General features: G+C 64.7%; 14 protein-coding genes. All 14 read left to right on the top strand.

What is annotated here, in order from left to right; translation table 11 throughout:
* The first annotated feature begins 39 nt into the window (after positions 1-39).
* Positions 40-780 (top strand): precorrin-3B C(17)-methyltransferase, encoded by a 741-nt coding sequence (cobJ, locus tag U5709_RS03240; RefSeq protein WP_321972767.1) that lies wholly within the window; start codon positions 40-42, stop codon positions 778-780.
* 12 nt (positions 781-792) lie between these two features.
* On the top strand, positions 793-2,040 hold the full coding sequence (gene cbiE, locus U5709_RS03235) for a precorrin-6y C5,15-methyltransferase (decarboxylating) subunit CbiE (protein WP_321972766.1): 1,248 nt from the start codon (positions 793-795) through the stop codon (positions 2,038-2,040).
* Positions 2,040-3,422, top strand: a complete 1,383-nt coding sequence (locus U5709_RS03230) for a cobyrinate a,c-diamide synthase (protein WP_321972765.1) — start codon at positions 2,040-2,042, stop codon at positions 3,420-3,422. The genes cbiE and U5709_RS03230 overlap by 1 nt, the downstream gene beginning before the upstream one ends.
* Before the next feature lie 5 nt (positions 3,423-3,427).
* Positions 3,428-4,393 (top strand): adenosylcobinamide-phosphate synthase CbiB, encoded by a 966-nt coding sequence (cbiB, locus tag U5709_RS03225; RefSeq protein WP_321972818.1) that lies wholly within the window; start codon positions 3,428-3,430, stop codon positions 4,391-4,393.
* A complete protein-coding gene (locus U5709_RS03220; protein WP_321972764.1) occupies positions 4,393-5,493 on the top strand; it encodes a threonine-phosphate decarboxylase in 1,101 nt (366 codons plus the stop codon). The genes cbiB and U5709_RS03220 overlap by 1 nt, the downstream gene beginning before the upstream one ends.
* Complete coding sequence (locus U5709_RS03215) at positions 5,490-6,998, top strand: cobyric acid synthase (protein ID WP_321972763.1); 1,509 nt, start codon at positions 5,490-5,492, stop codon at positions 6,996-6,998. Before U5709_RS03220 ends, U5709_RS03215 begins: the two co-directional genes overlap by 4 nt.
* Positions 6,995-7,519 carry a cob(I)yrinic acid a,c-diamide adenosyltransferase gene (locus tag U5709_RS03210; protein WP_321972762.1) on the top strand — a complete coding sequence of 175 codons (525 nt, stop codon included), beginning with the start codon at positions 6,995-6,997 and terminating at the stop codon, positions 7,517-7,519. The genes U5709_RS03215 and U5709_RS03210 overlap by 4 nt, the downstream gene beginning before the upstream one ends.
* Before the next feature lie 15 nt (positions 7,520-7,534).
* A complete protein-coding gene (locus tag U5709_RS03205; RefSeq protein WP_321972761.1) occupies positions 7,535-8,233 on the top strand; it encodes a precorrin-8X methylmutase in 699 nt (232 codons plus the stop codon).
* Positions 8,230-9,036, top strand: coding sequence for a precorrin-6A reductase (gene cobK, locus U5709_RS03200; protein WP_321972760.1), 807 nt, complete (start codon positions 8,230-8,232; stop codon positions 9,034-9,036). Before U5709_RS03205 ends, cobK begins: the two co-directional genes overlap by 4 nt.
* A 195-nt stretch (positions 9,037-9,231) precedes the next feature.
* Positions 9,232-10,146, top strand: coding sequence for a sirohydrochlorin cobaltochelatase (locus tag U5709_RS03195; RefSeq protein ID WP_321972759.1), 915 nt, complete (start codon positions 9,232-9,234; stop codon positions 10,144-10,146).
* A 74-nt stretch (positions 10,147-10,220) separates the two neighbouring features.
* Positions 10,221-10,751, top strand: coding sequence for a hypothetical protein (locus U5709_RS03190; protein ID WP_321972758.1), 531 nt, complete (start codon positions 10,221-10,223; stop codon positions 10,749-10,751).
* Between the two features lies 1 nt (position 10,752).
* Positions 10,753-12,324, top strand: a complete 1,572-nt coding sequence (locus U5709_RS03185; RefSeq protein ID WP_321972757.1) for an ABC transporter substrate-binding protein — start codon at positions 10,753-10,755, stop codon at positions 12,322-12,324.
* A gap of 19 nt (positions 12,325-12,343) precedes the next feature.
* Complete coding sequence (locus U5709_RS03180) at positions 12,344-13,387, top strand: iron ABC transporter permease (RefSeq protein WP_321972817.1); 1,044 nt, start codon at positions 12,344-12,346, stop codon at positions 13,385-13,387.
* Entirely contained in the window at positions 13,388-14,584 is a 1,197-nt protein-coding gene (locus tag U5709_RS03175; protein WP_321972756.1) for an ATP-binding cassette domain-containing protein, read from the top strand.
* Positions 14,585-14,681 lie beyond the last annotated feature (97 nt).

Here is a 14,681-nt window from a genome sequence, read left to right as displayed (position 1 = left end):
GTGTTGTTTTGCGGGCAAGCGCCCGGATGGGAGGACAAGATGAAGCGACTGACCGTGGTTGGAATGGGCCCCGGTGGCAAGGAGAACATGACCCTTGAGGCGCATGCAGCGTGCGAGCGAGCCGACCTCATCGTGGGCTACACCGCCTACATCGAGCTCATCGGCCCGATGTTTCCGGACACCGAGACCCTGGCCACGCCCATGATGCGCGAGGTGGAGCGCTGCCAGCAGGCCCTCGAGCGCGCCGACGCGGGCTCCGACGTCGTGATGGTGTGCTCGGGAGACGCGGGCGTCTATGGCATGGCGAGCCCCATCCTGGAGCTTGCCGAGAACTTCCCCGAGGTCGAGGTGGAGGTTGTGGCAGGCGTCACCGCGGCGCAGAGCGGAAGCGCCGTGCTGGGAGCCGCCCTCAGCCATGACTTTGCCTGCGTGAGCCTCTCCGACCTGCTCACCCCCTGGGAGCTCATCGAGCGCCGCCTTGCGGCCGTGGCCTCGGCAGACTTCTGCGTGGCCCTCTACAACCCGCGCAGCAAGCGCCGCGCCGACCACCTTGCCAAGGCCGCCCAGATCATGATCGAGGCCGGTAAGCCCCCACAGACCGTCTGCGGCTGGGTTAGAAACATCGGTCGCGAGGGCCAGGAAAGCGGCCTTACCACCCTTGAGGGCCTCAAGACCTTCGAGGCGGACATGTTCACCACCATCTACATCGGAAACGAGCGCACGCGCGTGGTCCGCGGCAAGGTGGTCACGCCGCGCGGCTACCGTCAGATTGAGCAGTAGGGGAGCGTTCACATGGCACGCAAGGTCAGCATCGTGGGCATGGGGCCGGGAGACTCGGCTCTCATAACGCATGCGGCAATCCAGGCCCTGTCCCAGGCCCAGCTCGTGGTGGGAGCCCGCCGCCTGCTTGACTCGCTGCCTGACTGCGGGGCCACAAAGGTGGCGGCCGTCGCCGGCAAGGACGTCCTTGCCGCCCTCGATAACGGCGAGTGGGACCGTGCCGTCGTGGCCCTGTCCGGCGACGTCGGAATGTTCAGCGGGGCCCGCGGCCTTGCCGCGCGCGTGCGGGCGCAGCTGGGCGACGTCGAGGTCGCAACCGTGCCCGGTATCAGCTCCATGCAGTGCCTGGCCGCGGCCCTCGAGCGGCCCTGGCAGGACTGGCGCTTCATCTCCGCGCATGGCGTGGACTGCGACCTTGTCGCCGAGGCGCGCGCCCACGACGAGCTGTTTCTTGTCACCGGCGGGCAGAACACCGTGCCCGTGCTGTGCGAGAGGCTCGTGGAGGCCGGACTCGGCCAGGCCCGCGTGAGCGTCGGCGAGCGCCTGGGCTACCCCGAGCAGCGCGTGGTCGCGGGCACGGCCGAAGACCTTGCGGGCCAGCAGTTCGAGCAGCTGAGCGTCATGCTCGTCGAGGCATTCCAAGGCGCAGGCGCCGACGGCGAGAAGCCCGAGGTCGCGTGGCCCTGGGCCACCCCCGGCATACCCGACGAGCTCTTTATGCGCTCTCGCGTTCCCATGACCAAGCAGGAGGTCCGCGCGGCCTCGCTCGCCAAGCTTCGCGTTGCCACCACAGACGTAGTCTGGGACGTGGGCGCGGGCACGGGCTCGGTCTCCATCGAGTGCGCCCTTCTCGCCAAGCTGGGCAGGGTCTTTGCCATCGAGCGCAAGGCCGAGGCCGTCAAGCTCGTGCGCGAGAACGCCCGGCGCTTCGGACTTTCCAACGTCGAGGTCGTGGAGGGCCTGGCGCCTGACGCGCTTCATGGCCTGCCGGCGCCTGACGCCGTCTTCGTTGGCGGATCTGCCGGCACGCTGGCCCAGGTGCTCGAGGTCGTGCGGGCGGCAAACCCCGCCGTGCGCGTCTGCGTGAGCGCCATCACGGTCGAGACGCTCACGAGCGCAACGCAGCTTCTCGCGCAGGACGGATGGGAGGGCCTGGAGGTCTCGCAGGTGCAGGCGTCTCGTGCGGACGTCGTTGCAGGCTACCACCTGATGCGCGCGCAAAATCCCGTGTTTCTCGTCAGCGCGAGGGGGCGTGCCTAATGGCTCGCGTGCCCAGGTTCATGCTTGCCGCCGCCTCGTCCGGAAGCGGAAAGACCACGATCGTCTGCGGACTTCTTCGCCTGCTTGGAAAGCGCGGGCTAACCTGTGGTGCCTTCAAGGTTGGGCCCGACTACCTCGACCCCACCTTCCACCGTCGAATGACGGGCGCCAGCACGGGCAACCTCGACCTGTTCTTCTGCGACGAGGACCGCGTGAGGTCGCTTCTGGTGGGCGGGGCCCAGGGGTGTGACGTCAGCATCCTGGAAGGCGTCATGGGCTACTACGACGGCATCCTGGGCCAGGGCACTCGCGCGTCAAGCTATGACGTCGCGCGCGCAACGGCCACGCCCGCGGTACTTGTGATAAACGCACGGGGAGCCTCACTCTCACTTGCCGCGCAGATTGCGGGCTTTGCCAACTTCCGTCGCGACTCGCAGGTCAGGGGCTTTATCCTGAACAGGTGCTCCAAGGGGCTCTACCAGATGCTCGCCCCGCAGATCGAGCGCGAGTGCGACCTTCGTGGCTATGGCTACGTTCCCGCTGACCCCGCCTATACCCTCGAGAGCCGCCACTTGGGCCTCGTGGACGCAAACGAGGTCACGGACCTCGACGCTCGTCTCGAGAAAATCTCCTCCTGCCTTGCCGAGTCGCTTGACGTCGAGGGCCTGCTCGCGCTTGCGTACGACGCCGACCCGCTTGACGCCACGCCCCTGCACGTGGAGCCCGTAACCGAGCTGCGCCCGCGCATCGCCGTGGCCCACGACAGGGCCTTCTCGTTCTACTACACCGAGAACCTCCGGCTTCTGGAGCAGCTAGGGGCCGAGCTCGTGGAGTTCAGCCCGCTTGCGGATCGCGCCTTGCCTAAGGCCACGTGCGGCCTGTATCTGGGCGGCGGCTACCCCGAGGTCCATGCGGCCGAGCTCTCGGCCAACTCGGGCATGCTTTGCTGCGTGCGCAAGGCCGTTAAGTCCGGCCTTCCGTGCGTGGCCGAGTGCGGCGGCTTCATGTACCTGCAGAGCTCCATCGAAGACGAGTCGGGCCACGCGTTCCCCATGGCGGGCGTCCTTCCGGGCAGCGCTGCCAACGAGGGAAAGCTTCGCCATTTCGGTTACGTTGAGCTGTGCTCGCAAAGCGACGGGCTTCTCGCCAGCGCCTACCACGAGCTGCGCGCTCATGAGTTCCACTATTGGCACTCGCAGGACGAGGGCGAGGCCTTTGACGTCACCAAGCCTGGCCGCAGGGCAAGCTGGAAGGCCGCCTTCCACACGCCCACGCTCTACGCCGGCTACCCGCACCTGTACTGGCCGGGCGACGCCACGCCTGCCGAGCGCTTCATTCGCGCCGCCGCCGCATGGGCGGCCAAGGTGGGTGAGGCCGAGTGACGCACATGCTTGCCATGCTCCTGGGCTTTCTGCTCGACCTTCTCCTGGGCGACCCGCGCTGGCTGCCGCACCCGGTCGTCGGCATGGGCCGCACCATCTCCGCTGCCGAGAAGCGCCTGAGGGCGAGCTTTCCAGACACCGCCGAGGGACGTCGCCGCGCTGGCGCCGTCCTTGCCTTCGCGCTTCCCGTCTCAACGCTTGTGCTGGCAGATGTCGTGCTGTGGCTGGCTGGCCTTGCCTGGCTGCCCCTGCAGACGGCGCTCGAGACGATCATGTGCTACCAGGCGCTTGCCACCCGCGAGCTCTGGCGACAGACCGTCGTGGTCGGGAGGCGTCTGGACGAGGGCGACCTTTCCGACGCCCGCAAGGCCGTCTCGATGGTCGTCGGACGTGACACGGCGTCGCTTGATGCCGCCGGCGTTACCCGTGCCGCCGTGGAAACCGTGGCAGAAAACGCCTCCGACGGCGTGATCGCCCCGCTGTTCTTCATGGCGCTGGGCGGGGGCCCGCTTGCGCTTGCCTACAAGGCCGTGAACACCATGGACTCCATGATCGGCTACAAAAACGAGCGTTACCTTGACTTCGGACGCGTGGCCGCCCGCCTCGACGACGTCTGCAACTGGGTGCCCTCTCGCCTGGCGGCCCTGCTCATGGTTGCCGTCTGCCCGGCTTTGGGCTTTGACGCGGCGGGCGCTTGGCGCATCTGGCGCCGCGACTGGTCCCTCAGCACGAGCCCAAACTCCGGCCAGACCGAGGCGGCCTGCGCGGGCGCCCTCGGGCTTCGCCTTCTGGGCGATGCCTACTACTTCGGCAAGCTCGTCCACAAGCCGGCCATGGGGGACGACACCCGCCAGATCGAGACCGAGGACATTCGCCGCGCCAACCGCCTGATGGTTGCCGCGAGCGTGGCCATGCTTGTCCTCGGCTGTGCCCTTCGAGCGGCCATTTGCGCGGGCTCGGGGGTGATCTGATGGGCGACGCCCGGATGCCCAAGACGCGCCATGGAGGTGCGCGCGAGGACTACCTCGAGCGCTTCGGGTGCCTGCCGCAGGACTTCTCGGCAAACGTCAACCCGCTTGGGATGTCTCCTGCCGCACGTCAGGCAGCCATCGCCGCCGTGGACCAGGCCGTCTTCTATCCCGACCCCAACAGCCGCCGTCTGGTGGGCGCCATTGCGGCCCACGACGGCGTTCCCGAGTCGTGCGTGGTCGTTGGCAACGGGGCGGCAGACCTCATCTGCCGTCTTGCCGCGGCCATGGCACCAAGGCGTGCCCTCGTCCTTGCGCCCACGTTCTCCGAGTACGAGGACGCGCTTTGTCAGGCGGGCTGTGAGGTCGTGCGCCACGAGCTGTTGTTGCAGGAGGACCTGGTTCCCACCGACCGGCTGCTTGATGACGTTGTGCCCGGCATTGACGTCGTCTTTGTCTGCGAGCCCAACAACCCCACGGGCCTTTGCATGGGCCGCCCGCTTCTTGTCCGCCTCCTCGAGCGGTGCCGCCAGGTTGGCGCACGACTTGTGGTGGACGAGTGCTTCAACGGGTTTCTGCCCGATCCCAAGGGATCCTCGGTCCGAAGCCTTGCGGCTTCAAACCCGCACCTTGTGATCCTTGCGGCGTTCACCAAGCTCTACGGCATGGCCGGCCTTCGCCTGGGCTATCTCATGTGCTCGGACGCCGAGCTCACGCACAGGGTCGCGGCCGTGGGGCAGTCCTGGCCCGTCTCGTGCGTCGCTCAGGCCGCGGGCGTGGCGGCCCTTGCCGACGCCGACTTTGTCGAGCGAACCCGCTGCGTCGTAGGCTTAGAGCGCGAGAGGCTGATGTCCGCGCTTGAGTGTCTGGGCCTCGAGGTCTGGTGCGGCCAGGCAAACTACCTGTTGCTCAGAAGCCGCGTCGAGAACCTCTACGAGCTTCTCGCCGAGCGCGGCGTCCTTGTGAGGGACTGTTCCAACTACCATGGCCTTGGCCCCGGATTCGTCCGTGTGGCCGTCCGTCGCCACCAGGAAAACGACCTTCTCATCGAGACGATCGGCGACGTGCTGTCAGACGCCGCCGACAAGGGAGGAGAGCTATGACAGCGCGCCCCATCATGGTGCAGGGCACCATGTCAAACGTCGGAAAGAGCATCCTGTGCGCGGGCCTGTGCCGCATCTTTGCGCAGGATGGCTACCGCGTGAGGCCCTTCAAGAGCCAGAACATGGCACTCAACAGCGCCGTGACCGCTGACGGACGCGAGCTCGGACGCGCCCAGGCAATGCAGGCCGAGGCCGCCGGTGTTGCCGCTGACGTGCGCATGAACCCCGTGCTGCTCAAGCCCGAGACCGACCGAGGGAGCCAGGTCATCGTGCGCGGCCTTCCCCGCGCCACGATGCAGGCAACCGACTACTTTGCCTTCAAGCACGAGCTCGTGGACGAGGTGCGTGCCTGCTACGACGAGCTTGCGGCCGAGTCCGACATCATCGTCATCGAGGGTGCGGGAAGCCCCGCCGAGATCAACTTGCGCCATGACGACTTTGTCAACATGGGCATGGCCCACATGGTTGGGGCGCCGGTGATTCTTGCCGGCGACGTTGACCCCGGTGGCGTCTTTGCGCAGCTCTACGGCACCCTGCAGCTCTTCGATAAGGCCGACCGCTCCATGGTCAAGGCCATGATTGTCAACAAGTTCCGCGGCGACGTGAACATCCTGATGCCCGGCATCACGCAGCTGGAGAGGCTCTGCGGCATGCCGGTCCTGGGCGTCGTGCCCATGATGCACATGGACCTCGACGACGAGGACTCGCTGTCAAGCCGCCTGGCCGCGCGCGGCCAGGGCGCGGGCACCCTCGACGTCGCTGTCATCCGCCTTCCGCGCCTCTCCAACTTCACCGACTTCAACGAGCTCGACCGTCACCCGCTCGTGGGCGTGCGCTACGTGCGCGAGGCCGCCGAGCTCGGCCGACCTGACCTCGTGATTATTCCCGGCACCAAGTCCACCATGGCCGATCTTTCGTTTCTCAGGCAGCAGGGCCTTGACGTCTGCATCCGTCGCCTGGCCGAGCAGGGCACCCTCGTCATGGGCGTCTGCGGCGGCTACCAGATGCTCGGCGAGCGCCTTTACGACCCGGCGGGCGTCGAGGGCGGGGGAGAGGCGGCAGGCCTCGGCCTTCTTCCCACCACAACGACGTTTGCCGACGAGAAGTCCCTGGTTGCCGGCTCCGGCCGACTGAGTATTGATGCCGGGGGCGACTGCTGCTCCATCGATGGCCTTGACCTCATAGGCTACGAGATCCACATGGGCGCGACGGAGCTCTGTGCGGGTGCAACCGACCAGGGCCGTGTTACCACCTCCGACGGTCGCGTCGTGGGCCACGTGAGCGGCAATGTGCTGGGCACCTACCTGCATGGCTTCTTTGACGCACCGGGCATCGTGGAGGCCTTCGTGCGGCTGCTCATGGAAAGGCGCGGCCTTGCCTATGCGCCCGTTCAGGCAGAGCCGCGTGAGGCCTATCGCCAGAGGCAATACGACCTTCTCGCCGAGGGGCTGCGCCAGGCCCTCGACATACAGAAGGTCTACGAGATCTTGGAGGCAGGAGCATGATTCATCTCTATCACGGGGACGGCAAGGGCAAGACCACGGCTGCGATGGGGCTGGCCCTTCGTGCGGCGGCGGATGGCCTGGGCATCATCGTCTGCCAGTTTCTGAAGGACGGATCCAGCGGCGAGGTGCGCATGCTTGCCGCCTACGACAACGTCACGGTCCTGCACGACACGCCCCCCGTCAAGTTCAGCTTCCGCATGAACGAAGACGAGCGTGCCTGCGCCCGCACCGAGCATGACGAGCACCTCCGCCGGTGCATTGCGGCCCTGCGCAACGGCTCAGCCCAGCTCGTGATTCTCGATGAGGCAATCTCGTCGCTCAACACGGGCATGCTCGACGCCGATCTCATGCGCGAGGCGCTTGGGCTTGCAGCCGGCGTGCGCGAGGGCAACGAGCTCGTGCTCACGGGCCGCAACCCGCCCGAGTTCGTTGTCGCGGCGGCAGACTACATCACCCAGATGCGCTGCGAGCGCCACCCGTTCCAGCAAGGGGTCCCGGCCCGTCGCGGCATCGAGTTCTAGACGATCGAGGAGAACATGAGCGATACCAACAGCACAGCAGACCTCAGAAGCACCGTCGCGGGCAAGCCCGGCGACATCGAGACCAAGTCCATGGCAACCATCACGGCCGAGCTTGGCGAGAAGATCGACCGGATCGACCCTAAGACGCTTTCCGTCGTCAAGCGCGTCATCCACACGACCGCCGACTTCTCGTTTGCGGACACCCTTACCTTCGCGCCCGGCCCCGAGATCTGCGACCAGGCCAAGCAGGCGCTTGCCGCAGGTGGGGTCACCATCGTGACCGATACCAACATGGCGCGCTCCGGCATCTCTCGCCCCGCCTTGGCCAAGCTTGGCTGCTCGTGCGCGTGCTACATGGCAGACGAGGACGTGGCCGCCGCAGCCCGCGCCAACGGCACCACGCGAGCCGTCGCCTGCATCGACAAGGCCTGCTCCATCGAGGGCCCCATCATGTTTGCCATCGGCAACGCCCCCACCGCGCTCTTCCGTATCAAGGAGCTCGTGGAACAGGGGCGCTTTGACCCGCTTTTGGTTGTGGGTGTTCCGGTGGGCTTCGTGAACGTCGTCGAGGCCAAGGAAGCGCTGCTCGAGACGAGCATCCCCGCTATTGTCGCCCGTGGGCGCAAGGGCGGCTCCACCGTGGCCGCGGCTATCATGAACGCCCTGCTCTATGGCATCACGCGTACCTCCGAGGGCTCGGGGGCAAGGGCTTGACGGCACAGATTGCGGTCTTCGCGGGCACGCAAGAGGGCCATGAGCTCTGCTGTCGCCTGGCCAGGGCCGGCATCGCCGCCACCTGCTATGTGGCAACCGAATACGGGGAGCGCCTCGTCGAGGGGCTGAGCGGCATCGAGATAAGGCGAGGAAGGCTCGACGCCCCTGCCATGGCAGCCGAGCTCGCAGGCGTCAGCCTTGTCGTGGACGCCACGCATCCCTACGCCGTGGAGGTCAGCGCCAACTTGAGGGCCGCCACCGACGAGCTGGGCGTGCGCTACCTGAGGCTTCTTAGGCCTAGCGACTTGGGTGCAAATGGTCCAGATGCGAATCTGGGCTCGGGCGCAGACGCCGCTCGCGTCGAGGTCGTCGACACCGCCGAGGCCGCTTGCGAGCTTCTCGCCAGGCTTGAGGGACGCGTGCTCGTGACCACGGGCAGCAAGGACCTTGCCACCTACACCAGCCTTGACGGCTTTGCTGAAAGGCTTGTGGTGCGGGTCCTGCCGTCTCTGGAGTCTTTGTCGCATGCGCTCGAGCTTGGCTTTGCTGCCAAGAACGTCGTTTGCATGCAGGGGCCGTTTTCCAGGGAGCTCAACGTCGCCATGCTCAAGCAGGTTGGTGCGTCTTGGCTTCTCACCAAGGACACGGGCTCTGCCGGAGGCCTTCCCCAGAAGCTGGAGGCCGCCCGCGAGGCCGCTTGCGGCGTCATTTTGATCTCGCGCCCGGACAAGTCCGAGCGCGGGGTCTCACTTGAGAAGGCCTTTGAGGCATGCCGGGGTGTCAGCATACCCGTGGGGGCATAAAATTGTCCATATTCTGAAGCCCAACGGCAAAATAATGTCTATTACAGAACAATTTCAGCACTATATTGTTAATTAGCGCCTTGGACTTAGGGCGAAATAGTACCTGCGCATTTTGGACCTAATTGCGCAGGTGCTATTGCGAAAAATGGCATCACAGAGGCTGGGTGCCTACGTAACAAGGGAAGGAAACCAATAATGGACAACAAGGTTAGCCGCAGGAACTTCATCGCCGGCGCCGCCGCCGTCGCCGCCACCGCTCTGGCCGGCTGCTCCGCCTCCAACAGCTCCTCCAGCACCACCACCGAGACCGGTGCCGCCGAGGTCAAACCGGTCATTCTCGTCACCAGCTTCGGCACCAGCTACAACGACTCTCGTCACATCACCATCGGTGCCATCGAGGATGCTATCCGCGAGAAGTACGGCCAGGACTACGACGTCCGCCGCGCCTTCACCGCCCAGATCATCATCGACAAGCTCAAGAGCCGTGACGGCATCACCATCGACAACGTCACCGAGGCCCTCGACCGCTGCGTCGCCGACGGCGTCAAGAAGGTCCTCGTCCAGCCGACCCACCTCATGGCCGGCCTCGAGTACGCCGACGTCAAGGACGAGCTCGAGAAGTACGCCGACAAGTTCGACAAGGTCGTCCTCGGTGAGCCCCTGCTGAGCTCGGACGGCGACTACGACAAGGTTGCCGACGCCATCGGCGCCGCCATGGCCGACTACGAGGGCTCCGCCATCTGCCTCATGGGCCACGGCACCGAGGCCGACTCCAACCAGGACTACACCACCATGCAGGAAAAGTTCACCGCCAAGGGCATGACCAACTACTTCGTTGGTACCGTCGAGGCCAGCCCCACCTGCGCCGATGTCATCGCCGCCGCCCAGGCCGCTGGCTACACCAAGGCCGTCCTGGCCCCGTTCATGGTCGTCGCCGGCGACCACGCCAACAACGACATGGCTGATCTCGAGGACCCCGAGTCCTGGGCCTCCCAGTTCACCGCTGCCGGCTTCGAGGTCAAGTGCGTCCTGGCTGGCCTTGGTCAGTACGACACCATCGACGACATTTACGTCCAGCACGTCGCCGACTGCATCTCTCAGCTTGCCTAGTTTTTAGTAACACTCTAGATGGTGCACGTGGGCGACCGCTCGCGTGCTCCATTTTTTTGATTGGAGAGGTTCCAGTGAAGAAGAACATCCTTGCCGTGGCCGTCACCTGCGCGCTTGCGTTGACGACCTTTGCCGGCTGCTCCGGCTCCCAGCAGTCCGGCTCTGCCCAGGACAGCTCCGCATCCACGCAGGAGCAGAGCTCCGGCTCCGACTCCGCCGACACCGAGAAGGCCTCTAGTCCCATCTCGGCCGACAAGCTCAACGATGGCACCTACGACATCGACGTCACCTCCAGCTCCAAGATGTTCAAGGTCGTCAAGGCCGAGCTCACCGTTGCCGACGGCTCCATGAGCTGCGTCCTCACGCTTTCCGGTACCGGCTACGGCAAGCTCTTCATGGGCACCGGCGAGCAGGCCGCCGCCGCCACCGAGGCCGACTATATCCCCTTCGTCGAGGACGCCGAGGGCAAGTACACCTACACCTTTCCCGTGGAGGCCCTCGACGCCGACACTGACTGCGCCGCCTGGAGCATCAAGAAGGAGCAGTGGTACGACCGCGTGCTCGTCTTCGAGTCCTCCAGCCTGCCTTCCGGAGCGCTGAAGTAGCATGAGCTTCCTGCGGACGCGCGCAAAGGGCCATACGGCCACCCTTCTCTGCACGCTTCTTGCCTGCGTGGCCATTGTGCTCGCCGGCTGTGGCGGCACGTCTGTGACCTCTGCCGCGTCCGCGCAGGAGAACTACGTCGTTGATGTTCAACTCTCTGGCGGGTCGGGGCGCGCAAGCGTCAGCTCCCCGTGCACGGTCGTCAAGGACGGCGACTCCTATGTCGCAACGCTCGTCTGGTCGAGCTCAAGCTATGACAAGATGACGATTGACGGCAAGGACTACGTGCCCACCACGACAGACCCCGGCTCCACCTTCGAGATTCCCATCAAGCTTGACTGCGACATGGCAATTCAGGCCGAGACCACAGCCATGAGCGAGGCCCACACCATCGAGTACGTGCTTCGCTTCGACTCCACGACGCTCGTGGCGGCATCCGATGCCGGAAACTCTTCCCCCGACTCGGATGCCGCCAAGTCCCAGGCGGCCTCTACGCAAGTCGGCGACTTCCACAACACGGACATCGGCTGCGGGTGGCAGCCCACGGGCACGGTGGAGCTCGCCTACGCTACTCATTTCACCATCGACGCCTTCGAGGGCGGCTACAAGCTCATCTGTGTGTCCAACGGCGAGCGCTTCCTCATGGTTCCCGAGGGCGGAGAGGTGCCCGACGGCCTGAGCTCCGACATCTCCGCCATCTGCCTCCCGGCAAACAGGACCTATCTTGTCTCGTCAAGCACTATGTGCCTTATCGACGCCATCGGCGCCATAGACAACATCAAGATGAGCGCCACCAAGGCCGAGGACTGCTCCGTGGCGGGCTTTGCCCAGGCCCTTCAGTCCGGCGCCATGGTCTACGGCGGCAAGTACAGCGCCCCCGACTACGAGCGAATCGCCTCCGAGGGCATCACCCTTGCCATCGAGAACAACATGATCAACCACAATCCCGACGTCAAGGAGAAGCTCATCAGCCTGGGGCTCACCGTCCTGACCGAGCAGTCGAGCCTCGAGGGCACGGTCCTCGGACGACTGGAGTGGGTCAAACTCTACGGTGTGCTGTTCGGCTCCGAGGACAAGGCCGAGCAGGTCTTCGAGGCTCAGCGTGCCTCCATCGAGGCGGTGGCCCAGAAGAACGCCTCAAAGGACTCCTCGATCAAGGTGGCGTACTTCTACATCAACTCCAACGGCGCTGCGGTCACTCGCCGATCGGGAGACTACGTGGCCCAGATGGTGCGCCTCGCCGGCGGCACCTACGCGCTCGACGACACCCAGGAGGGCTCGGGCTCCACGTCTTCTGTCGCCCTCGAGATGGAGCAGTTCTTCTTGCTGGCGCGTGACGCTGACGTCATCATCTACAGCTCCTCAATCGACGACTCCGTGCACTCAATTGACGACCTTGTTGCAAAGAACAACCTGCTGTCACAGTTCAAGGCCGTGCAGTCCGGAAACGTCTGGTCCACGGGAACCAACATCTACCAGCAGATGACCTCCAGCGCCGAGGTCATCTCCGAGCTCTCCCAGGCCATCGAAGGCAGCGACGGGCAGGGCTTCACGCAGCTTACCAAGCTCAACTAGCAAAGGGGGAGAAGTGCCCATGCGCAGCCGCCTCTCCATGACATACGGCGAGACGGGCCGTGCCTCGCGTGCGGTCGTCGTGACGGCCGCCCTGCTTGTGGCCCTCCTCGCGCTGTGCGTCGCGAGCCTTTGCCTCGGCAGCGTCAGCATCCCTGCGGGAGACATCTTGGGGGCCCTTTCGGGCACGGGAGGCACAAGCTCGACCAGCGCCGAGATTATCTGGTCGATCCGCCTGCCCAGGCTCCTTGAGGCCGCCCTTCTCGGCGGCGCGCTCGCGCTTTCCGGCTATCTGCTGCAGACCTTCTTCAACAACCCCATCGCAGACCCCTTCATCTTGGGCGTCTCGTCGGGCGCCAAGTTCGTGCTTGCCCTGGTGATGGTCGTGCTTCTCGGTGCCAGCCAGACGATGTCGTCTTCCATGATGGTCGTGGCCGCCTTTGCCGGCTCGCTTCTGACCATCGGCTTCGTGCTCGTCATCGCGCGCCGGGTAGGCTCGATGTCCATGCTCATCGTGGCCGGCGTCATGGTGGGATACATCTGCTCTGCGGCCACGAACTTCATAATCGCCTTTGCCGATGACCAGTCCATCGTCAACCTGCACAACTGGTCCCAGGGTAGCTTCTCTGGCTCCAACTGGGACGACGTGGACATCACCGCTGCGGTCGTGCTGTCCGCGGCCATTGCTACCTTCGCCATCTCAAAGCCGCTTTCCGCCTTCCAGCTCGGCGAGGCCTACGCCCAGAGCGTAGGCGTCAACGTCCAGCGTTTTCGTGTGGTGCTTGTGTTTCTCGCCAGCTTGCTTTCGGCAAGCGTCGCCGCCTTTGCTGGCCCAATATCCTTTGTGGGAATCGCCGTGCCGCACCTCATACGCTCGGCGATAAAGTCGTCGAAGCCGTTGCGCGTGATTCCGGCGTGCTTTGTGGGCGGCGCCGTCTTCTGCGTGGGGTGCGACCTCATCGCACGCATGGCGTTTGCCCCAACCGAGCTCACGTTGAGCTCGGTCACCGCATTCTTTGGCGCCCCCGTGGTCATCGCACTCATGCTGAGAAAACGGGCAAGGTAGATGGAGAAGATCAATACCCAGAACAAGGTGCTGGCCGACTCCAAGGTCATCCCGCTTTCGATCAAGGACCTAACCATCGGCTACGGCGAGCGTGTGGTCGCGGGCGATATCAGCCTTGACGTGCACGCCGGGGAGCTCCTCGCGCTCGTGGGCTCAAACGGCTCCGGCAAGTCGACCTTGCTCAAGACAATCTGCGGTGAACTCGCACCCCTTGGTGGCACCATCCAAATCAGCGGGCGCGCCCTCAGGCAATGGTCAAGACCAGAGCTTGCCCGCTACCTCGCCGTTATGCTTACCGCAAGGCCTGCGACCGAGCTTCTGACCTGCAGAGATATCGTGGAGACCGGCCGTCTGCCCTTTACGGGGCGCTTGGGGATCTTGTCCGAGGACGACCATGCCCAAGTTGACGAGGCCATGGCCATCGCTCATGTCAGCGAGCTTGCCGAGAACGACTTCATGCACATCAGTGACGGCCAACGCCAACGCGTCCTTCTCGCCCGCGCCATCGCACAGGAGCCCAAGCTCCTGGTGCTCGATGAGCCCACGGCATACCTTGACATGAAGTACCAGCTCGACCTTCTCAAGATCTTGCGCAGGCTTGCCAAGAGCAGGGGAGTGGCCATAGTGGCATCTCTTCACGAGGTGGAGCTTGCCCTCAAGGCGGCCGACTCCGTCATGTGCATCAAGGACGGCGACGTCTTTTTGCACGGTGCCCCCGAAGAGGTCCTTACCACAAGCAACGTTTCGTCACTTTATGGTCTTGAGGACGGCTCTTTCAACGCCACGTTCGGAAACGTCGAGCTCGGCCGTCCCGAGGGACAGCCCCATACCTTTGTCATCGCCGGTGGCGGCACGGGTGCAACGATCTTTCGCCGATTGGCTCGCGAGGGCGTTCCATTCTTTACCGGCGTTTTGCACCAAGGTGACGTCGACGCCGTCCTTGCGGCCGATCTTGCCGCATGCTGCGTCGTCGAGCGTGCCTTTGAGCCAATTTCAGAGGCATCGCTTGCCCAAGCGCGCGAGCTTCTTGCCCAATGCGACACCCTGGTCTGCTGCGTAAGCGATTTTGCAACTCTTAACAGCGCAAACGCAAAGCTGCTCGATTTTGCGTCAGAGAGTGGCATCACGATTCAAATGGCCCTTGGAAATCAAGCCAAGCTACCGTTCGACCGATACGCGGCAACTTCTCGGCCTTAGGACCCAACCCAAGGGTAAAATTATGTCCAGAAGGTGACTTAACAGGCAGCAGAGCAAAACTTTACCCTTTGTCGCCGGCTATGACATACATATTGGA

Source organism: Paratractidigestivibacter sp. (assembly GCF_963660155.1).
Classification (GTDB): domain Bacteria; phylum Actinomycetota; class Coriobacteriia; order Coriobacteriales; family Atopobiaceae; genus Paratractidigestivibacter.
This window is presented reverse-complemented; position numbering and strand designations above follow the sequence as displayed.